The organism is Rhizobium sp. KNZ14-9A (assembly GCF_056755015.1).
Genome location: NZ_JBPGXB010000004.1, coordinates 724,051 through 743,947 on the forward strand (window position 1 = coordinate 724,051; position 19,897 = coordinate 743,947).

Here is a 19,897-nt window from a genome sequence, read left to right on the forward strand (position 1 = left end):
GCGTTGAGCTAGAGGGCAGCCTGCGTAAATCGAGCGTCGTCAGCCCGGCCGATAAAGGCGCGGTCTGCCATTATCGAAACTCCTGCGTCCGCCCTTCCAGCCGGCAATGACGCGGGCGATCTCGCGTACCGCCGCACGCGGGCCGGGAGTATCGAGCAGCACGATCGTCGCCTCGGCGCCCACTTGCAACCGTCTCATGCCGCCGAGCTGGCGTGCCGCCACTTCTGTCACCATGTCGAAAACCAACGCCATGTCCTCATCCCGCGAGAGCTGGGCGACATTGGCAAAAAGATTGGCCATTCGGATCAGCGAGGCATCGCCATAGGGGGTGAAGGGATTGAGGACGTTGTTCGTTGCAATGGAGGTGGAGACACCACGGCCTGCCAGCAGATGGGCGGGCGCGACGCCGCGGGGCACCAGCCGGTCATGACCGCGCCCGTTCAGGAATAGATCGGTGGACGGCAGAACGGAAAGTGCAATGCCGGCTTCAGCCAGCCTGTCGGCGATGGCGACGACTTCTGCTTGCGACATGGCAGAGATATTGGTGACGTGCCCGATCGCCACGCGACCCTGCCAGCCGTGACGGAGCGTGGCCTCGATCACCGTCGGCAGATCTGTTCTGTGAGGATCGAGGCTGAAATCGAGATGGAAATCGACCGGCACGTCATGTTTTTGTGCCAGCGCGAAGATCATTTCGATATGCCTGTTGGGATCGGGGTCCGTATAGGGACAGCCGCCGACCAGATCCGCACCATTGGAAAGGGCGTCATCGAGCATGCCTGATGTCTCGGGCTCGTTCGTCAGCCCGTCCTGCGCGAAGGCGCAGATCTCAATATCGACAGCGAAGGCATAATCCGCGCGGATGCGCTTGATTGCCTCGAACGAGCGGAAGCCGGCGCGGGGGTCGATCTCGACAAAGGTCCGCATCCGCGTGGTACCATGCGAAATCGCCTTCTCGACGACGCGTGCGGCCCGGGCGTAGACATCCTCTCCCTCAAAGCCCGCTTTGGCCTTGGCCGTTTCCCGCACCGCCTCGGCGAGTGTGCCTTCGCAAATCGTGCAGCGGTCAAGAATGCAGGCCTTGTCCAGATGGATGTGCGTGTCCACAAATCCACCGAAGGCGAAAGCGCCCTCGCCATCGACGCTTTCTATGGCCTCGCACCGTATATCGGATCCGATGTCAGCGATCAGACCCTTTCGCACGGCTATGTCGACGAGAGCGCCATTTTCTTCAATGCGGATGTTGCGGATAACGAGATCGAACAATTGGTTGGTGATCGTCACAGCGAGATCGCGCCTCCGTCGCTGCGCGGATCGTGGGCGCCGTCAATCATCCCATCTTGCCCGATGCGGATCACGCCGGCCTGGCCGCCGAGCGGGCTGAAGCTGTCGATCGTCGATATCTCATGGCCCATGGCGGCGAGCGCGGCGACAATTTCCGTGCCAGCATTCTCCTCGATCTTCAGGCTATCCCGGCTATCGGAGAAGGTGCGACCGAGCAGAAAGCGCGGGCGGGATAGCGCGGCGGCTGGATCGAGCCCATGGTCGATTAGCAGGCTGAGGAGCAGCGACAAAGTCTGTGGCTGTCCATCGGCTCCTTGCGTGCCGTAGACGAGATGCGGGCGGCCGTTCTTGAGCGCGAGCCCGGGATTGAGCGTGTAGAACGGTCGCTTGCCGGGACTGGCGACATTGGGGCTGGCGGGGTCGGTGCTGAAACCCGCCCCCCTGTTCTGCCAGAGGATACCGGTATCGCTGACCACGACGCCACTGCCCCAGTCGAAGTAGATGCTTTGCAGGAGCGATGCGCAGCGCCCCTTGCTATCGACAGCGGCAAGGAGGGCCGTGTCGCCATGTCGATAGGGCTGCGGCCATGCTAGTGCGCGGCCGGGATCGATTGCCGCCGCCTTCGCTGCGAGCCGCACCGGATCGAGCAGCTTCTGTGAAACATCAGCTGCGAAGCGGGGATCGGCGATCGCGTGCCGGTCGAGAAAGGCCTGTTTCACCGCTTCGACAAGCCTGTGGTAGAAGCCCGCGTTGTCGGGAGGAAAATCCGTCATCGGCAAATGGTCGAGCACGCCCATGATACCGAGCGTCGTTATTCCCTGGGTAGGGGGAGGCGGTGCGAGCAGGGTTGTGTCGCGATAAGTCTGCCGGAGCGCAGGCGCGATATCGGTTCGCGTTGCAGCGAGATCGGCGGCCGAAAGCGGCGAGCCGGCTTCTGCAAGCCCCGTGGCGATCCGTCGGGCAAGCGCGCCCTCATAGAATTCACGGGTGCCATGGCGGGCAATAGCGGCAAGTGTCTTGCCAAGTTCCGGCTGCCGCTGAATGCCTGTTGATCGGAACAGCTTCGTGAAGCCCGGCCAGCTTCCGAGTTCACTGCGGCGGAATTCGTACCAGAAGGCATGCGAGCGGCTGACCTCGAAGCCGTCGTCCGCCAGGGCGATCGCGTCATCAAGCAGGCCTGGTAAGCTCTCCGACCCTGCCCATTCGGCTACGGAATGGGCAAGCACTTTCTCCCAGCTATCGACGAGGCAGGCGCTCGTCAGCGTGGAGTGGGCACCGCGAAGTGGGATGTCTCCATCCGGAATGACGCCCGCCGCCTGACCAATACCTAGGAAGGTTTGTGCCTTGCCCGTCTCATCCGCGACCAGCCAGACGCCATCGCCGCCGAGCCCGCAGAAATGCGGGTAGGTGACCGAAAGAGCTGCGCCGGCGGCAACCAGCGCTTCAATGGCATTTCCTCCGCGCCGCAGCACCTTCGCGCCTGCTTCGCTGGCAAGCCAATGCGGCGTCACAATCATGGCGCCGCGGGACGGCGTGTCAGCTCGACTATTCTGGGTGACGGGATTGGACATCAGCGTATCACGGAGCCGTTCTCGGCGACGAGGCGGCCTTCCTTGAAGACCTGGCGTGGCTTTGGAATGGCGACGACGGCCTCCGGCACATGCTCGGCTGCAAGGGTGACGAAATCGGCCTTTGCGCCGATACCAATGCCGTAGCCCTCCAGCCGCAGCGCCTTGGCGCCGCCTGATGTCACCACGTCGAAGGCGGCGCTGAGTTCCGCATCGGTGTAGAAGCCGGAGCGGTAGGCGATAATCTCTGCGCGGCGCAGCATGTCGCCATCCCCGAAGGGCCACCAGGAATCGCGGATATTATCGCTGCCGCTGAAGACGGTGACGCCGGCAGCGCGCAGCAGTGCGACAGGAGGGAAATTGTGGTTGCCGGGCGCATTGGTCATGATCGAGACGCCGCTCCTGGCGATCAGGGTAGCGATCTTCTTGGCGGCGTCGGGCGCGAGATCGCCAAGACCGTAGGCATGGCTGACGGCGACATGCCCCTGCATACCAAGGGCGGTTGTGCGAGCACAGATCTCCTCGATCGTCATCGCGCCAAGCGTGCTTGCGTCGTGAAGATGGATGTCGACATCGACGCCGCGCTTTTCGGCAATGCCGAAGACCACGTCGAGATGACCCTTGATGTCGCGGTCGAAGGAGAGCGGATCGAGGCCGCCGACGAGATCGGCGCCCATTGCGATCGCCTCATCCATCAATTCCGGCGTACCCGGGCTCTTCAGGATACCGCTTTGCGGGAAGGCGACGAGCTGAATGTCGATGATGTCAGCGTATTCCTCGCGTACTTTCAGGATGGTTTCGAGCGACTTGAGCCCGACCGACCCATCGACCATCACGTGGCTGCGCATCTGCAAGGCGCCGTTCGAAATGCAGAGATCGAGCTGGTTGCGGGCACGCTCGTCCATGGGCGCTGCGGCAGCCATATTCTCAGCCTGAAAGGCGACGCGCTCATGCACGTCGAAACCATTGGTGCACGGTTTGTGCGGGATCCATTTGTCTCCGTAGAAGCTCGTGTCGAGGTGGATATGACCCTCGACGAAGCTCGGCACGAGGAGCGCTCCGCCAATCTCGACGACATCTTTCGCGCCTTCGCTGGAGCTTGCCGGCTCTATCGCCGCGATCCGGCCGTCCCGCACCACGATGTTTTTCAGCGTACCGTCGGCAAGCTTTGCGTTGGTGAAGACTGTTTCCACTGCACTCACTGATGTTTCCTTTCCCTTCCATTATCGGCCAGACCCCGCCCGATGCAGGGTCCGGCTATTCTCCAGCGATGGAGGATCAGTTCTGCGGCAGCGTACCTTGTACGCCTTCAATGAGCCATGTCATGCCCTTGATGTCATTCTCGGCCAGTTCCTGGCCGGCGGCGACTTTTGCCTTGCCGTTCTGGTCCTTGATCTCGCCGGCAAATACTTTCAGCTTGCCGGCGACGATGGCGTCCTCGGCCGCTTTCATTTCCTTGGCTACGGATTCCGGCAGGTCCGGGCTGCTCGTCGTCATCTTGACATAGCCGCCTTCGCCAAGGCCGAGCCAGGTGCTTTCCGGCTTCCAGTTGCCCTCCATCACCGCCTTGGCGGCGTTGATATGGGCCGAGCTCCAGTCGAGTTCGTAGGAGACGAGCTGCTTCTTCTTCACATAGCGCGAGAAGTCACCGGTATTGCCGATCGACCAGACGCCTTTCTCCTCCGCGGCAAGGCCCTGAACCGGCGTGTTGGGGCTGCCCGAGAGAACGTCAGCCCTTTGGGCAACGAGCGCTGCGACGGCATCCTTTTCCTTGGCCGGATCGACCCATGCATTGGCCCACACGACTTTGACCACAACGTCAGGGTTAACGCTGCGCGCACCAAGCAGGAAGGCATTGATGCTGTAGATGACCTGCGGCACGGGGAAGGCGCCGACCCAGCCGAGAATGTTGGACTTCGTCATGCGGCCTGCGGCAATGCCGGTGACATAGGCGCCTTCATATTCGCGCGCTTCGAAGACGCCGAGATTGGTACCCGCGGCAATGCCGGCGCAGCATTCGAAATGCGAGCTCGGCAGGGTCGGTGCGAGCTTCTTCAGCGAAGCATATTGCGAGAACGTGGTGCCGAAGATCAGCTTGTGGCCCTGGGACGAAAGCTGCCGGAAGAGCCGCTCGCAATCCTGGATCTGCGCAATGTTCTCGAGCGCGGTCACCTTCACCTTGCCCGGAAAGGCATTCTCCAGAGCATGCCAGGCATTGGCCTGGAAATATTCCCAGCCGGTATCGGAGATCGGCCCCATATGGATGACGCCGACCTTCAGCACTTCATCGGCGGCAAGAAGCGGCCGGACACCGGTTGCGGCGAGCAGCGAGCCTGCGGCGGCCGTCTTCAGGAAATCACGTCTGGATTGGAATTTCATCTTCAGTTCCTCTCTGTTTTTTGTTGGCATGTGGCGTGAGGTTCAGCCTCCGGCGACGAAGGGCTGTCCAAGGGAAGTGGGGACGTTGAGGCGCATCAGCGTCGCGTTGCGCGAGATCAGCACCAGCACGGCGATGGTCACGAGATAGGGGAGGGCGGACATCAGCTCTGATGGCAGGCCAATCCCGGCGCTCTGGGCAAAGAGCTGCGCAATGGTCGCGCCGCCAAAGAGATAGGCGCCGAGAAAGCAGCGGCCCGGCCGCCATGTGGCAAAGACCACCAATGCCACGGCGATCCAGCCGCGTCCGGCGATCAACCCCTCGGTCCAGAGCGAGGTATAGACGATTGAGATATAGGCGCCAGCAACCCCCGCCATCGCACCGCCGAAGAGCGTGCAGAGATAGCGGATCAGTACGACAGGGTAGCCGATGGCATGGGCCGAGGAGGGCAATTCCCCGACGGCCCGAACGATGAGGCCGAAGCGGGTGCGATAGAGGAAGAACCAAACGCCGGCAAACAGCGCCCAGGAAAGCCAGACCAGCGGGTGCAACTGGCCGAGCACGGCGCCGAGCAGCGGAATTCTGCCTGCGAAAGCCGAGAGCCTCGATGGCTCCATGACGATCGCCATGCCGACATAGCTCTTGCCGATGAAGGAACCGAAGCTGGTGCCGAAAATGGTCATCGCCAATCCGACGGCCACCTGATGCGCGCGGAAGCTGACGACCAGCACCGAGAACATCAGCGCCAAAAGCATGGACGCCAGCATGGCGGCGAGAACGGCGAGCCAGAGTTCGCCTGTCGCCTGCATGGTGATGAAAGCGATGACTGCACCGACCACCATTATACCTTCGACGCCCATATTGAGCACACCGGAGCGCTCTGTGACCAGTTCGCCAAGGGCTGCATAGACGAGCGGCGTACCGGCAATCAGCGTGGCAATGAAAATGGGAAGAAGCTGGCTCATCATGCCGTGACGCCCTTTCTGCCGGAGGTCCTGAAACGGATGCGGTGGTGGACGAGGACATCTGCCGTCAGCAGGAAGAAGAGCAGCGTGCTCTGCAGCAGACCGGTGATCGAGGAGGGCATGCCGAGCGACATCTGTGCGAGATCACCACCGAGATAGAGCAGCGCCATCAAGAGCCCTGACAACAGGATGCCGAGCGGGTTCAGCCGGCCGAGATAGGCGACGATGATCGCCGTATACCCATAGCCGGGCGAGGCATTGGGAAAGATCTGCGCCAACGGCCCGGCGATCTCGCCGACACCGGCGATGCCGGCAACCGCACCACTGACCAGCATTCCGATCCATACCGCCCGCGTGAGGCTGAAACCGGCGTAGCGCGCGGCTCCCGCTGACAGGCCGGTGACTTTCAGCTGGAAGCCGATGAAACTGCGTTTCATGAAGATCCAGCCAAGGACGACCGCGATTAGAGCGAAGACGATGCTGGCATTCATGCGCGTGCCTTCTATGAGGATCGGAAAGAGGGCGGCCGGTGCGAGTGACTCGGATTGCGGGAAATTGAAGCCGGCCGGGTCGCGCCATGCTCCGAAGATCAGCCAGGTGAGCCAAAGGCCGGCGACATAGTTCAGCATCAGGCTTGTGAGGATTTCAGACGCATTGAAGCGGACACGCAGGAAGGCAGGGATTGCCGCCCAGAGCATGCCGCCAATGGCACCTGATATCACCATGGCCGGCAGCACCCAGACGCCACCATCCGAGCCGAAATGTAAGGCGACATAGCCACCGAAGATCACGCCGACGGTCAGTTGTCCCTCCGCGCCGACATTCCAGATGCCGGCACGGAAGCCGATGGCAAGACCGATGCCGATCAGCACAAGAGGGGCAGCCTTGATCAGCAATTCGCCGAAACCATAGAGATCGCCGACCGGGGCGGTGAGAAAGGTAACGAGCGCCCCTGATGGTTCCAGGCCAGCGGAGGCGAAAATGATCATCGCGACGATTGCTGTCAGAGCGAGCGAGATCGCCGGCGACAGGAACACCATCAGCGCGGAGGGTTTCGGGCGCGGTTCAAAGCGCATCGGCCATCTCCCTTTCCATTTTGCTGCCTGACATGGCGAGGCCGATATCGTTGCGATCTGTCTCGGCGCGAGGCCGTGCTTCGGTCAGTCGGCCGCCGGCAATCACGGCAATGCGGTCGGCAATGTCGAACAGTTCATCCAGTTCTTCCGATATGATGACGATGGCGGCACCGCGTTCGCGCAGGTCGAGCAGAGCCTGACGGATAACGAGGGCGGCACCCACATCGACGCCCCAGGTCGGCTGCGAGACAATGAGCACGCCGGGCTCCTGCAGGATTTCGCGACCGATGATGAATTTCTGCAGGTTGCCGCCTGACAGGCTGCCGGCGGGCGCTGTCGGTCCCGGGCAGCGAACGTCAAAGGCCTTGATGCAGCGCTCGGCAAAGCCAAGAACGCGGTCGAAACGAATGAGGCCGGCCCTGACGGCGCCGCCGCTATTGGCGGTGAGAAGCACGTTCTCTGATAGTGGCAGCGAGGGAACTGAACCCTGCCTCAGACGGTCCTCGGGCACCGAGCAGAGGCCGAGCTTGCGCCGCCCCGCCGGATCGAGATGGCCGGCCGGCGCGCCGTCGATGGTAATGGCATCGTTTCTCGCCAGGCGGGTTTCACCCGAGAGAGCCGCGAGCAGTTCCTGTTGCCCGTTTCCGGAAACCCCGGCAATGCCGAGGATTTCTCCACCCCGCACTGAAAGGTTGATGCCGGACAGCGCGGTGCCGAAAGGATCTGCTGTCGGCAGATCAAGGCCGTTGACGGTGAACCGGCTTTCACCGGCGACGCTATGCGAACGATGGCGGTACTCTGCAAGGTCTGAGCCGATCATCATCCGCGCCATCGAGGCCGGGCTCTCCTGTGAAGGATCGCAGACGCCGGTGACACGCCCGCCACGCAGGATTGTCGCCTTGTGGCAGAGATCCCTGATCTCATTGAGCTTGTGGCTGATATAGAGAATGCTGCAGCCTTCGGCCGCGACCTGCCGGAGCGTCACGAAGAGCTTTTCGACCGCCTGCGGCGTCAGGACGGAGGTTGGTTCGTCGAGGATCAGCAGGCGCGGATCCTGCAGGAGCGCGCGGATGATCTCGACACGCTGCCGCTCTCCGACGGACATCGTGTAAATATGTCTGTCCGGCTCGACCGGCAAACCGTAGCGGGCAGCGACATCTGCAATTTTCGCGGACAATGTCTCGATCTTCTGCTTGCCCGGCAGGGCAAGGGCGATGTTCTCGGCGACGGTCAACGTATCGAAGAGCGCAAAGTGCTGAAACACCATGCCGATCCCGAGTTTCTGCGCATCGGCGGGTGAGGCGACGCTCACCTCCCTGCCATCGCAGAGCATGTCGCCGGTATCAGGGCGGACCATGCCGTAGATGATTTTCATCAGCGTCGACTTGCCGGCACCATTCTCGCCGACGATCGCATGGATTTCACCGGGGTTGACGTTGAGGTCGATCCCATCATTGGCGATGACGCCCGGATAGGCTTTCCGGATGCCTCGCAACTCCAGACGGTATTCCGGCGATGATGACACGGTATGCGGCATGAGCGAAATCCAGGCTACATGATACTGAAAATCAAGTATGCAATATGGATGCCAGAATGTATCGTAAATGACGGCCCTAAGCCTATGAGGGGCTAAACACGCGAATTCGTTGAGAGAAAAATGGCGATAGGCCGTCTTATTGGAAAGCGCGACTATAAATCTAGAAAACGTGGAAAGCAGATCACGTCTACATAATAGTCAGAATCTTGTATACATGATTGAAAAGCCGGCAGATCAGCCGGCTGCGCGCGTGGAAAATCGGGACAGGATCGACCCGATATCAGGTTCTGCGGCAAGATCGTCTTCGATCAGGGCGCGGCTTTCGACGGATGATAGGTGTTCGTCCATCAGATGTTCCGCCGCAGCCAGGTCGCCCTTTTTCAAAGCGTTGATGAGGCCGGAATGTTCGCTGATCGCGCATTCGCTCGAATGCGGCCGGCTATACATCGCAAGGATGAGCGAGCAGCGGGAGACGAGTTCGGAGAGGTAGCGCTCGAGCAGAGCATTGCCTGACAGTTCAGCAAGTTTCAGGTGGAATTCGCCCGCAAGACGGGTCGACAGGCGCACATCTCCCTTCGCGTGAGCGGCTTCCTCTTCCTGCACATGTTCCCGCAACAGTTTTTCGATGGCGGGGTTCCAGCGCTTGATGACAGCCTTCATCATCTCGCGCTCAAGTGCACGGCGGATGGCAAAAGCATCACGCGCCTCATCGAGGCTCGGCTGGGCCACAGTGGCCGTGCGCTTGTGGTAGGTGTCGACCAGTCCCTGGGCCTGCAATTTGGCCAGCACCGTGCGGACCAGAGTGCGGCTCATCGAAAAATGCCGACCGATCTCGTCTTCGGGAAGCTTGGTGCCGGCTTTCAGCGCCTGTTCGATGATGGCCTGCCGAAGTGTGCGATGGGCGATATCCACCCGGTCGGAATTGGATGACATGATTTCAAAGGCTCGGTTGGTTCTGCATACATTATAGCGCCATCAGGCATACAACAAGGCGATACTTGTGACGCGAATCCGTCTATGCCACGCTGAAATATTCTAGATCAGATGATAGAAAGTTACCCTCTTTTGAAGGCTTAGTCTCGCTGCCTATAGACTCTAGATATCGGTCTTCGGTGCGATCGTCAGCTCCGAACCGTAGGCGTCGCGCATTTCGGTCGCCTCGGATGGATCGCGGTCGTCGGCCTTGTGCAGAAGCATCGAGCGATAGCCTTCCACACGCGTGCCGTGGATCAGAGTCACATCGGCATTGCCTGGATTATCGGAGCGCTCGAACCATTCGACGCTGTGATGCAGGAAATTCATCTCGAAGGCACGGTTGGTGACACCGTGGCCGATGATGATCACGGTGTCGTTGCCGCTGCCGATGTCATGCATAACAGTTTGCAGAAACAGCCGCACCCGCTGGGCAACGTCCGCGCGGCTCTCCCCATCAGGCGGGCGGGCATAGAACTTGCCGCTACTGTTGCGAAGGCGCGCCCATTTCTCAAATTCTTCCGGAAATTTGCGCCGCTGCTCGGCACGGTCATAGATCTCGGTAAACAGGCCGAAATCCTGTTCCCGCAGCAGATAATCCTCATGCACATCGCCGATGGCGCCTGCAGACGAGGCCTCGATGATTGCGTCCTTCGTCTGGCGCGTGCGCAGATATGGCGAATGCCAGATGGTCGCCTTTCTTGTAACACCAGGTAACGCTGCCAGATAGGAAGCTATGCTGCGCCCCGCTGCCAGCGCCTGCCGGTAACCCCATTCCGTCAGCGGAACATTGTGATCGCCGAACTGCCGGTAGGCGCTCTCGCTAATGTTGCCGAGAGATTCGCCGTGTCGAACGAGAAAGATGCGCATGGCTGCCCGTATATGCTGAGGATGAGGCATCATGACGGGCGTGAAGGCGGTGCGCAATGGCCGGGAAGCGTTGGACCAGGTGGTCGCCCCTCCAAACGCCGGCCTAGAGTTTAAGCACTCGCACGATCGACCACGAGGAGATCTGCGGGGCGATGCTCGGCGTTACTCATTGACCGGATTGGGGAAAGGTTCCACCCAACTGACGGGCGACCGTCTCTTCGGGCAGGTTAGGGCACGGTATGTCCTGCAGCTCGGAACAGCCGATACCATTCCTCGCGGGTCAGTGAGACAGAAGAGCCGGCCGCGGCTTCGACCACACGTTCCGGCTTCGTGGTGCCGAGCACGACCTGGATCTTTGCCGGATGACGGGTGATCCACGCAACCGCAATACCCGTCGGCGTGACGCCATAGGCCTTCGCGAGTTCGTCGATGGCGTCGTTCAGATCGCCGAAATTTTCACGGTCGTCGAGGAAGACACCGTCGAAGAAGCCCTTCTGGAACGGCGACCAGGCCTGCAGCATCATGCCGTTGATTCGGGAATAGTCGAGCAGGCCGTTGTCGCGATCGATCGACTGATCAAGCCCGGCCATATTGGCGGCAACGCCCGATGCGATCAGCGGCGCATGGGTGATGCTGAGCTGCACCTGATTGACGATGAGCGGTTGCGTGACCGCGGTCTTGAGCAGTTCGACCTGGCCAGGTGTATGGTTGGAAACGCCGAAATGGCGGACCTTGCCGGCAGATTTGAGCGTGTCGAAGGCTGCTGCGACTTCCTCGGGTTCGACAAGTGTGTCAGGGCGATGCAGCAGAAGCACGTCCATATAGTCAGTCTTCAACGCTGCGAGCGACTGATCCACCGATGCCAGAATATGCTCGGCGGAGAAATCGAAAAATCCCTTGCGAATGCCGACCTTGCTCTGGATGACAAGCTTCTCGCGTTCGGCGGCGGTGAGGGAAATCGCCTCGCCGAAACGAGCCTCGCAGCGATGCGGAGCACCGCCATAAATGTCCGCATGGTCGATAAAGGTCACGCCGGCATCGCGTGCGCCGCCGACCAGCTGCTGGATTTCGCCATTGCTCATATTGGCGATCCGCATCATTCCGAGGATGATGCTCGACACGTCGAGGTCGGTCTGCGGAAGCCTATAGAATTTCATGATGAATACCTCAGGGGTTGCGAAATAACTGAATGGTTATCCGCTTATTACGGGAACGCCGGCCGCGTGGCTAGCCGGAGCTGTTGCTGTCAACGACCGATGGCGTCGGGAATTTGCAGATGTCGGCTTCGGATTCCGCCGCTCCCTTTGGACGAAGCTCCCATGATAGGCTAGAGATCGCCGTGTTCCAGCAAGGACATCGGCTGTCAAATTGGAGGAAATCTGCGTGGCGGATCAAGCAAAACTGGCGGCATCCCGCCGGGCTGCACAGCGGGTGACGTTGCGCACTGTGGCGAAGTCGCTCGGCCTTTCCGTCACGACCGTCAGCCGCGCCTTGAAGGATGGCCCCGAGGTCAACCGGGAGACGATCGACCTCGTCAAGAAAGCCGCGTCCGATCTCGGTTACCGACCGAACCTCGGCGGCATCAATCTGAGAACGGGCAAGACACATGCCGTCGGCGTCATCATGCCGTTCCATCGGGAGGGCGAGATGAATATCGTGGTGGCCTCGCTGATCGAGGGCTTCTGCGGCGCAATGAAACAACATGGCTACCGCACGACGGTCGCCCCACAGTTTCAGGCTGACGACCCGCTGACGACCGTCCGGGATCTTGTCGAGGAGGGGACCGTCGATGGTCTCATCCTTACCCATACAAGGCCTCAGGACGATCGGGTGAAATATCTGCTGGAAGTCGGCATGCCCTTCGTCACCTTCGGCCGCACCGAGCTGCTCAGCAAACATCCGAGCATCGATATCGACCACGAGGAGATCGGCGCGGCTGCGGCGGCGCGACTGCTCGATGCCGGACACAAGGCGCCGCTGCTGGTCGCGCCCTCCAGCCAGTTCACCTACAGCCTGCAATTCATCAAGGGCTGGACTGCTGAGTTCAACCGCAGGAACCTGACGGTTCCTGACGAGCGGATGTTCTTCACCGCAACCACGCCTGATAGCGGCAAGAAGATCGCCGTGGATGCGCTTGCCAAATATCCTGACGTCACCAGCGCCTTCGTGGCAAGCGACGAGGCAGCCCTCGGCTTCGTTTCGGCTCTGGCCGACCTTGGGCGAAAGGTCGGCGAGGATTTTTCCATCGTGACCTATTCCGGCAGTCGTCTCCACGATTTCTACAATCCGCCGATCAGCACCTATTATTTTCCGAATTTCGTCATCGGACAGCGTCTCAGCGATCTCCTCTACAGGTCGATACAGGGCGAGCCGGCATCCGGCCTGAGCGAGATTGTCCGCGCCAGTTTTGTCGAACGCCGCAGTGAATTCAGCCTGCGCTAAAAATCCCTCAGAAATCTTGCGCGGGTCAAGTTATTCGTAACGTTACGAATTCATCTTTCCCTACCGCAATGCGCCCCAAATTCCATGGGGGAAGACGTTGACAGAATAGCTGCTACCATGCATTCGTAACGTTACGAATTGACTTTTGGAGCGGGTTGGAGCGCTCCCAAGGAAGATAAAGACGCTGCGATAATGATGGGAGGACGGCGTGGGTGCTCAAGCACTTTTTTTCGGCTCGCCAATTTGGACGTTCAACTGGAATCCGCCTTATGCGGCGCCTCTGCGCCGGCTGGCGGCCACCGGTTGCAAGGGTTTCGAGCTGACTGCATGGTCGGTCGACATGCTAGGTTATTACACCGACGAGACGATCCGCGAGCTCAAGTCGATCGCTGACGGTGAGGGGCTGACGCTGACTAACTTCTTCTACAATCTGCCATTTTCGCGTGATGATGGCGCACCGGTCTCCCATGTGGACCTGGATGCTTATAAACGCGGCGTCGAGCTGGCGGCAAAGATCGGCGCGCCGATCATGACAAGCATGACGCCTTATCCTTTCCAATCGGATATCAGGCCGATCCTGCAGCGGCCGACGGCCCAGGAATGGTCGGCTGTCGTGAAGCCCGAATGGGCTTGGGCGGAGGAATATGAGGTCGTCGTCGAAGGTTTCGCGGCAGCCTGCGCCATTGCCGCTGATGCCGGGCTGCGTGTCGCCATCGAGCCGCATCCCTATCGCTGGGTGAGCTCAGGTCAAGGAATGCTGCGGTTGATCGAGCGCACGGGCGCTCCCAATCTCGGGCTCAATTTCGATCCAAGTCATCTCTTTCCTGCCGGCGACATGCCGCATTACGTGGTGCTGTCGCTCGGAGACCGGATCTACAACACGCATTTCTCCGACAATGAAGGGCACACCAATGCCCACTGGCGCCCCGGCCGCGGCAAGATCGACTGGAAGGCGATTTTCGCGGCCTTGCGAACGATCGGCTATTCCGGGCCGATCACCCTGGAGCTCGAGGATGCACCGGGCGCATCGCACTGGACCCATTTCCGGGAAGCCACGCCGGAATTCGATTCCGAAATGAAACGCGGCATCCGCTACCTGCGCGACTGCGCTGCCGAACTCGACATCATCATCGCCTGAGGAACAGAAATGAGCGGGAACAGCCCCATGAAGGTCGGCATCGTCGGTGCCGGGAATATCAGCGCCACCTATGTCGCGACGCTGCATATGTTCGATTTCATTCGCGTGAAGTCGATCTATGATCTCTACCAAGAGCCCGCGCGCAAGCTTGCCGAGCAGTTCGGCGTCCAGTCGGTGTCGCTCGATTCAATGCTCGCCGACCCCGAAATCGGCCTCATCATCAACTTGACCACGCCGACCGCTCACTATTCGATCAGCAAGAAGGCGCTGCTTGCCGGCAAACACGTCTACTCCGAAAAGCCGCTCGGGGTTTCCATGGAAGAAGCCGAGGAACTGATGGCGCTTGCCCGCGCTGGCGATCTGCGGCTCGGCTGCGCACCCGATACTTTCCTCGGCGGCGGTCATCAGCTGACGCGGCGCCTCTACGATGAAGGCCGCATCGGCACGGCGATATCCGCAACCGCCATGCTGCTTCTGCCGGGTCACGAGCATTGGCATCCCAATCCGGCCTTCTTCTACGGTCGCGGCGGCGGGCCGATGCTCGATGTCGGCCCCTATTACGTCACCAATCTGATTGCTCTTCTCGGGCCGGTTCGCGAAGTCTTCGGCGCTGCCAAGGTCACCCGCATAGAGCGGACTGTGAAGACGCAGCCACGTTTCGGCGAGACGATCAAAGTGCTGACGCCGACGCATCTGACCGGCGTGATGGAGTTCCATAGCGGCGCGACGGTGACGATCGCCACGAGCTTTGACGTCATCAAACACAAGCACAACCAGATCGAAATCTACGGTTCCAAGGGTTCGATGGTGACGCCGGACCCGAACAATTTCACGGGCAAGGTCGAGATCTTCACCGAGGGTGATAAGTCCTGGGAAGAGGTGGCAGTCGATCATCCCTACATCGAAGGCGTTCCCGGTCATCTCGGCCTGAGAGGGCTTGGTGCTGCCGAGATGGTGGATTCACTGCGTTCCGGCAGGCCACATCGCGTCTCGTCGGAACTCGCTTTTCATGCGCTTGAGGTGATGACCGCCTTTGAACGGTCCGCCCAGTCGAAGCGCCCGGTAGCCATCCGCAGCAGCTGCGGCCGCCCAGATCCGATCCCGAAGCATTTGAAGGAAGGCAAGTTCACGTAGGGCTCCTCCCGGCCGGTCGGGCGATGCGCGAATGCACCGTCCGCCGAGGGGAAGAGGCCTTAGGCCGCTAGACGTCTATCGCTGTTTCGGCTTTGCTACCGTCTTCTCAGCTGAGTGTTTTGGTGCAGGCTTCTCTGTGGCGAGCCCCGCCGCGGGCGTTGCGGATCGGATGTCGTTGGTGATCGATTGCGCGGCCGCGATCACCGCCTGCTTGATGTCTGCTACGCGCTTTTCGTCGACGCCTGTGACGAAAGGAACGCTGACGGCTGCAATGACCGTGTCCTGATGATCTCTGACCGGCGCTGCGATTGCGTGAACGCCGGACATCTGCTCGCCCATGTCCCGCGCCCAATTCTGCTTGCGGATCTGCGCAAGCTCTTCAAGCATCTGCTTGGGATCGGTAATCGTCTGGTTGGTGAAGCGCTCAAGCTTGGTCAGACGCCGCTCGATGTCCTCCTGCAGTGAAAAGGCAAGCAGGATCTTGCCGGCCGCACCTGCATGAAACGGCAGGCGCTGGCCGGCCGTCGCCGATAGCGCATATTGGCCGTGTCCCTGCGCCGAGGCGACAACCAGAATATTGTCGCCCGATGGTACCGTCAGCTTGCTGCCTTCACCCAGAAGCTCGGAGATCTTGTTGAGATGCGGCTGCGCGATCGCTAGCAGGTCGTAACTCGCAACGGTCGGCGCGACATGGGCCGCAAGTGTGAGGAGGCGGCGGCCGAGCGTATAGCTTCCCGCTGGCGAGCGATGCACGAAATCGTAGGCGCTTAGCGTGTTGAGCATCCGGTAGACGGTAGTGCGTGACAGCCGTACCGCTTTGACCACGTCGCGGATCGTCGCGCCTTCCGGCGTTCGTTCCAGAAGCGCGAACACCTCCACCATCTGCTCGATGACGGGGATACGATATTTCTGCGCGGCGTCTTCACTAATGTCGGTCATTGAAAATCCTGCCAGGCCCATCAGGCAATGCTTTGCCTTCCATAAGCAATGCGTGGAGTTCACGCAATCGCGGCTCCTTTCGATTGACTCCGGCGCGCGAATGCCGATAAATTCTTACGTGAACTTATATCAGTTCAAATAAGAAACGTCACGTCGATTTATTCCGCACGCGGCGTTCCGAAAAGATGCCGGATCGGGAGGTTCGGCGAGTGGCTGCGCCAGTACGCGCGGTGAAACGGAAAGACGGAGGAGGATGCAATGAAGAGTGTGAAATCGATCGGACACGTGGCCGTCAGTGTGAAGAACATCGACAGCTCGCTCGACTTCTATGTCAACAAGCTCGGCTTCGACGAAATGTTCCGACTGGAGCGCGACGGCCGCCTGTGGATCGTTTATCTCAGGATCACCGACACGCAGTTCATCGAGCTGTTTCCGGAAGGTGTCGGCGACAGCGCGCCGCCTTTTGCCAATGTCGGCTATAACCATCTTTGCCTCGAAGTCGAGAATATCGACGAGGCGATCGCCGATATCACCAGCCGCGGCGTTGTCCTGACGGCTGAAAAGAAGCTCGGCGTCGACAACAACTATCAGGCCTGGATCGCCGACCCTGAAGGCAACCGCATCGAACTGATGCAGCTTGGCACAGATGCGATGCAGACGGCAGCCGTTCGCCGCATCAATGGACGGGGCTGAGCCATGGATCTTTTCAATCATCTCGGCCATATCGCATTGCGCGTCAACGACCTCGACAAGTCGCTGGCCTTTTATCAGAAGCTCGGCTTTCGCGAGATGACGCGCCTGCTCAACGATCAGGGCGAGGCATGGATCGTCTATCTGCGCATCAACGATGATCAATACCTCGAGCTTTTCCCGAAGGGCGTGAAGAGGCCGGAATCCGGCCCTGACGTCATCGGCATCTTCCATATCTGCCTCACCGTCGAAGATATCGACAAGACGTTCGAAGAGCTTGCGGAAGTTGGCATCCAGCCCAGCAAGCCAAGGCCGACCAAGATCGGCATCGACGGTAATCGCGGCGCTTGGATCGAGGATCCCGATGGCACGCAGATCGAGGTCATGGAGATGGCGCGGGATTGCATTCAGCTGCAGGCCATCAAAAGACTGCATAAAGAATCAGTCTGAACCGACTGTTTCTGCGGTAGTGGCAAATAACGAGAGAACCCGGCAGTCACCTGCCGGGTTCTCTCGTTGCGAGATGTCAGAAGATCTGGTCGTAGGCGTCCTGCATCGCCTGCACGAACTCGTCATCCGTCCGCTTCGGATCGCTCCAATATTTGTCGGCTTCCTGCCAGATGGTGCGATACCAGTCAGCATCTGCCATATTGAAGGGGTTGGAAACCTGCTTCGTCGGATCCTTCAGCGTCTCCAGAACGAGCTTGTTGCAGGCATCAAGGTTCGTCGTATCGGCATCGGTACGAACAGGGCTTGCACCCTTCTTCAAGACGAACTCGGCATTGAGCTTCGGATCGACATCGAGCTTGGCGAAGTCTTCCTGGGCTTTTGCGGTGTCAGCATTGTTGGTGTTGAGGAAGCCCCAGGAATCGACGGTGACGACGACAGCCTTGGTTCCCGGGATGTTGATGCAGTCGAAATCCTCGCCGAGCTTCTTCTGCGCGGCCATGAACTCGCCCTTCATCCAGTCGCCGTGGATCTGCAGCAGGGCCTTGCCGGTAATAACGAGATTGGTCGTGTCGTTCCACTGGCGGTTCGGCGAGCCCGAATCGGTGTGGTCGGCGATCTGGCGGAAGCGTTTCAGCGCCGCCCGCATTTCCGGCGTATCGATCACCGTACGGTCGGGCTTTTCACCATAGAACCGATTGTAGATGTCAGGACCTTCTTCCGAGGCGATCAGGGCCTGCAGCAGATAGGCCTTTTGGAACTGATCGCCGCCTTGGGCGATCGGGATATAGCCGGCGGCCTTGACCTTGTCGAAGGCTGCGAAGAGGTCGTCGAGCGACTTCCAGGACTTCGGGTCGACGCCTGCGGCCTCGGCGACATGTTTGTTGTAGTAAACCATCCCGTCGATATGCACCGTTGCCGGCGCCTTCATGATCTCGCCGTCGACCGTAATGTTCTTGAGAACCGAGGGCGGGAAGTTCTTCGTGGCGCCGATGCTGTCGAACAGCTTGGTGAGCGGCACGCCGAGGCCCTGCTTGTTCAGATCCCTATAGATGCCTGGATCGGAATTCATGAAGATCGCAGGCGGATTGCCGCCGGTGATCATGTTCATCAGGCTGACATTGGCGCCGGAGTCATGCGCGATTGACAGATCTTTCCATTGGTGACCGTCCTTTGCCCAGGCATCCCTGAGAACGCCGAGTGCCGCGATCTCGGATGGCTTGGACCAGGTGTGATAGACGACGACTTCATCCGCCCAGGCGTTCGCGGCAAGTGTCGTCGCAGCAAGCAGGAGCGATAGTCTCTTCAGCGAATTCCATTTCGTCATGCAACATTCCTCCCTTTTAATCTGGTTACAGCCGCTGGCCGCTCGGTGCGTCAAAGACGTTCAATTTGGTCAGCGGCAGATAGACGGGCAGAGCCGGCTTGCCCCGATAGCGGTTTGCGTCACGCCCATCGATACGGACGGCGATGCTCCTTCCCGACATGGTCAGGAAGGCAAAGGCGTCAGGTCCGGATTTCTCGAAATACTCGACCGGGCAGTCGAATCGGACGGTATTTCCGGCGTCCTGGCGCTCCTCGGTCAGAAGCTCCTCCGCCCGGAAGCCGATCTTGACGGGCTTGCCTTCCGCAGCCTTTGCCTTCCACCTATATTCGCCGAGGCTGATGCGGATGCTGTCCTTCTCATCCACCGCAACGAGATCGCTGCCGTCACGCCTGACGACACAATCGAGCAAGTTCATGGCCGGCGAGCCGACAAAGTCGGCGACGAAGAGATTGGCCGGCTCGTTGTAGATCTCATCGGGTGTGCCGAATTGCTGGATGACGCCTTTGTTCATCACCGCAATCTTGGTCGCCATGGTCATGGCCTCGACCTGATCGTGGGTAACATAGACGACAGTATTTTTGAGCTGGTTGTGGAGTTTCTTGATCTCGATGCGCATCTCGTTGCGCAACTTGGCGTCGAGATTCGAAAGCGGCTCGTCAAACAGGCAGACGCCATATTGTTTGACCAGCGCCCGGCCGATCGCAACGCGCTGGCGCTGGCCGCCTGAAAGCTGGGACGGCTTGCGGTCAAGCAGGTGCTCGATCTGCAGCAGTTTGGACGCCCAGTCGATCCGCCTATCCGCCTCCGCCCGCGTGATGCCGCGGGAGGACAGCCCGAAATTCATGTTTCCGCGCACGGTTTTGGTGGGGTAGAGCGCATAGGACTGGAAAACCATGGCGAGGCCCCGATCCTTGGGATCGAGATAGCTCACATCCCGCTCATCGATGAGGATTTCCCCGTCGTCGATTTCGAGCAGGCCGGCCAGAAGATTGAGAAGCGTTGTCTTGCCGCAGCCGGAAGGTCCGAGCAGCACCAGAAACTCGCCGTCGCCAACGCTGAGGTTCAGGTTCTCGATGACCGTCAGCGCACCGAACTTCTTGACGATATTGTTGAATGCGATGGAAGGCATGC

Annotated in this window: 18 protein-coding genes; 5 read left to right on the forward strand and 13 right to left on the reverse strand. The window is 60.0% G+C overall.

All coding sequences use genetic code 11. From position 1 onward, the window contains the following. Nucleotides 1-39: 39 nt before the first annotated feature. The 10 genes from ACR9ZQ_RS33650 to ACR9ZQ_RS33695 all read right to left on the reverse strand — a co-directional run bounded on the left by ACR9ZQ_RS33650 (nucleotide 40) and on the right by ACR9ZQ_RS33695 (nucleotide 11,806). A complete protein-coding gene (locus ACR9ZQ_RS33650) occupies nucleotides 40-1,284 on the reverse strand; it encodes an amidohydrolase family protein (protein ID WP_481429870.1) in 1,245 nt (414 codons plus the stop codon). Next, a complete protein-coding gene (locus ACR9ZQ_RS33655) occupies nucleotides 1,281-2,855 on the reverse strand; it encodes a gamma-glutamyltransferase family protein (RefSeq protein WP_481429871.1) in 1,575 nt (524 codons plus the stop codon). Before ACR9ZQ_RS33655 ends, ACR9ZQ_RS33650 begins: the two co-directional genes overlap by 4 nt. Next, on the reverse strand, nucleotides 2,855-4,054 hold the full coding sequence (locus ACR9ZQ_RS33660) for an amidohydrolase family protein (RefSeq protein WP_481429872.1): 1,200 nt from the start codon (nucleotides 4,052-4,054) through the stop codon (nucleotides 2,855-2,857). Before ACR9ZQ_RS33660 ends, ACR9ZQ_RS33655 begins: the two co-directional genes overlap by 1 nt. A 76-nt stretch (nucleotides 4,055-4,130) precedes the next feature. Next, nucleotides 4,131-5,231 carry a BMP family ABC transporter substrate-binding protein gene (locus ACR9ZQ_RS33665; protein ID WP_481429873.1) on the reverse strand — a complete coding sequence of 367 codons (1,101 nt, stop codon included), beginning with the start codon at nucleotides 5,229-5,231 and terminating at the stop codon, nucleotides 4,131-4,133. Between the two features lie 42 nt (nucleotides 5,232-5,273). Continuing rightward, complete coding sequence (locus tag ACR9ZQ_RS33670) at nucleotides 5,274-6,194, reverse strand: ABC transporter permease (RefSeq protein WP_481430970.1); 921 nt, start codon at nucleotides 6,192-6,194, stop codon at nucleotides 5,274-5,276. Continuing rightward, a complete protein-coding gene (locus tag ACR9ZQ_RS33675; protein ID WP_481429874.1) occupies nucleotides 6,194-7,270 on the reverse strand; it encodes an ABC transporter permease in 1,077 nt (358 codons plus the stop codon). The genes ACR9ZQ_RS33670 and ACR9ZQ_RS33675 overlap by 1 nt, the downstream gene beginning before the upstream one ends. Continuing rightward, nucleotides 7,260-8,807: an ABC transporter ATP-binding protein gene (locus ACR9ZQ_RS33680; protein ID WP_481429875.1), complete on the reverse strand. Its 1,548-nt coding sequence runs from the start codon at nucleotides 8,805-8,807 to the stop codon at nucleotides 7,260-7,262. Before ACR9ZQ_RS33680 ends, ACR9ZQ_RS33675 begins: the two co-directional genes overlap by 11 nt. A 234-nt stretch (nucleotides 8,808-9,041) precedes the next feature. After that, on the reverse strand, nucleotides 9,042-9,740 hold the full coding sequence (locus ACR9ZQ_RS33685) for a GntR family transcriptional regulator (protein ID WP_310388994.1): 699 nt from the start codon (nucleotides 9,738-9,740) through the stop codon (nucleotides 9,042-9,044). Between the two features lie 162 nt (nucleotides 9,741-9,902). After that, nucleotides 9,903-10,649 (reverse strand): phosphoglycerate mutase family protein, encoded by a 747-nt coding sequence (locus ACR9ZQ_RS33690; protein WP_481429876.1) that lies wholly within the window; start codon nucleotides 10,647-10,649, stop codon nucleotides 9,903-9,905. Nucleotides 10,650-10,876: 227 nt separating this feature from the next. Next, a complete protein-coding gene (locus ACR9ZQ_RS33695; RefSeq protein ID WP_481429877.1) occupies nucleotides 10,877-11,806 on the reverse strand; it encodes an aldo/keto reductase in 930 nt (309 codons plus the stop codon). A gap of 226 nt (nucleotides 11,807-12,032) precedes the next feature. Between ACR9ZQ_RS33695 and ACR9ZQ_RS33700 the strand changes: the two genes are divergently transcribed. From ACR9ZQ_RS33700 to ACR9ZQ_RS33710, 3 genes are all read left to right on the forward strand, one after another. After that, nucleotides 12,033-13,091, forward strand: coding sequence for a substrate-binding domain-containing protein (locus tag ACR9ZQ_RS33700; RefSeq protein ID WP_481429878.1), 1,059 nt, complete (start codon nucleotides 12,033-12,035; stop codon nucleotides 13,089-13,091). 208 nt (nucleotides 13,092-13,299) lie between these two features. Further along, nucleotides 13,300-14,229, forward strand: a complete 930-nt coding sequence (locus ACR9ZQ_RS33705) for a sugar phosphate isomerase/epimerase family protein (RefSeq protein ID WP_310389001.1) — start codon at nucleotides 13,300-13,302, stop codon at nucleotides 14,227-14,229. Nucleotides 14,230-14,238: 9 nt separating this feature from the next. Continuing rightward, nucleotides 14,239-15,363 (forward strand): Gfo/Idh/MocA family protein, encoded by a 1,125-nt coding sequence (locus tag ACR9ZQ_RS33710; RefSeq protein WP_481429879.1) that lies wholly within the window; start codon nucleotides 14,239-14,241, stop codon nucleotides 15,361-15,363. Nucleotides 15,364-15,438: 75 nt separating this feature from the next. Here ACR9ZQ_RS33710 and ACR9ZQ_RS33715 read toward each other — a convergent pair whose 3' ends face one another. Next, nucleotides 15,439-16,302: an IclR family transcriptional regulator gene (locus ACR9ZQ_RS33715; RefSeq protein ID WP_310389005.1), complete on the reverse strand. Its 864-nt coding sequence runs from the start codon at nucleotides 16,300-16,302 to the stop codon at nucleotides 15,439-15,441. Nucleotides 16,303-16,560: 258 nt separating this feature from the next. Between ACR9ZQ_RS33715 and ACR9ZQ_RS33720 the strand changes: the two genes are divergently transcribed. Then, nucleotides 16,561-16,995, forward strand: coding sequence for a VOC family protein (locus ACR9ZQ_RS33720; protein WP_310389007.1), 435 nt, complete (start codon nucleotides 16,561-16,563; stop codon nucleotides 16,993-16,995). 3 nt (nucleotides 16,996-16,998) lie between these two features. Beyond that, entirely contained in the window at nucleotides 16,999-17,442 is a 444-nt protein-coding gene (locus ACR9ZQ_RS33725) for a VOC family protein (protein ID WP_481429880.1), read from the forward strand. A 76-nt stretch (nucleotides 17,443-17,518) separates the two neighbouring features. Here ACR9ZQ_RS33725 and ACR9ZQ_RS33730 read toward each other — a convergent pair whose 3' ends face one another. Then, nucleotides 17,519-18,766 (reverse strand): ABC transporter substrate-binding protein, encoded by a 1,248-nt coding sequence (locus tag ACR9ZQ_RS33730; protein ID WP_481429881.1) that lies wholly within the window; start codon nucleotides 18,764-18,766, stop codon nucleotides 17,519-17,521. A 25-nt stretch (nucleotides 18,767-18,791) separates the two neighbouring features. Beyond that, a complete protein-coding gene (locus tag ACR9ZQ_RS33735) occupies nucleotides 18,792-19,895 on the reverse strand; it encodes an ABC transporter ATP-binding protein (protein ID WP_481429882.1) in 1,104 nt (367 codons plus the stop codon). Between the last annotated feature and the right edge of the window lie 2 nt (nucleotides 19,896-19,897).

Excerpts from the sequence above, each read along its gene's own strand:
- ACR9ZQ_RS33655 (WP_481429871.1), bottom strand. The coding sequence starts at position 2,855 with ATGTCCAATCCCGTCACCCAGAATAGTCGAGCTGACACGCCGTCCCGC.
- ACR9ZQ_RS33665 (WP_481429873.1), bottom strand. The coding sequence starts at position 5,231 with ATGAAATTCCAATCCAGACGTGATTTCCTGAAGACGGCCGCCGCAGGC.
- ACR9ZQ_RS33670 (WP_481430970.1), bottom strand. The coding sequence starts at position 6,194 with ATGAGCCAGCTTCTTCCCATTTTCATTGCCACGCTGATTGCCGGTACG.
- ACR9ZQ_RS33675 (WP_481429874.1), bottom strand. The coding sequence starts at position 7,270 with ATGCGCTTTGAACCGCGCCCGAAACCCTCCGCGCTGATGGTGTTCCTG.
- ACR9ZQ_RS33680 (WP_481429875.1), bottom strand. The coding sequence starts at position 8,807 with ATGCCGCATACCGTGTCATCATCGCCGGAATACCGTCTGGAGTTGCGA.
- ACR9ZQ_RS33685 (WP_310388994.1), bottom strand. The coding sequence starts at position 9,740 with ATGTCATCCAATTCCGACCGGGTGGATATCGCCCATCGCACACTTCGG.
- ACR9ZQ_RS33690 (WP_481429876.1), bottom strand. The coding sequence starts at position 10,649 with ATGCGCATCTTTCTCGTTCGACACGGCGAATCTCTCGGCAACATTAGC.
- ACR9ZQ_RS33695 (WP_481429877.1), bottom strand. The coding sequence starts at position 11,806 with ATGAAATTCTATAGGCTTCCGCAGACCGACCTCGACGTGTCGAGCATC.
- ACR9ZQ_RS33710 (WP_481429879.1), top strand. The coding sequence starts at position 14,239 with ATGAGCGGGAACAGCCCCATGAAGGTCGGCATCGTCGGTGCCGGGAAT.
- ACR9ZQ_RS33715 (WP_310389005.1), bottom strand. The coding sequence starts at position 16,302 with ATGACCGACATTAGTGAAGACGCCGCGCAGAAATATCGTATCCCCGTC.
- ACR9ZQ_RS33720 (WP_310389007.1), top strand. The coding sequence starts at position 16,561 with ATGAAGAGTGTGAAATCGATCGGACACGTGGCCGTCAGTGTGAAGAAC.
- ACR9ZQ_RS33725 (WP_481429880.1), top strand. The coding sequence starts at position 16,999 with ATGGATCTTTTCAATCATCTCGGCCATATCGCATTGCGCGTCAACGAC.
- ACR9ZQ_RS33730 (WP_481429881.1), bottom strand. The coding sequence starts at position 18,766 with ATGACGAAATGGAATTCGCTGAAGAGACTATCGCTCCTGCTTGCTGCG.
- ACR9ZQ_RS33735 (WP_481429882.1), bottom strand. The coding sequence starts at position 19,895 with ATGCCTTCCATCGCATTCAACAATATCGTCAAGAAGTTCGGTGCGCTG.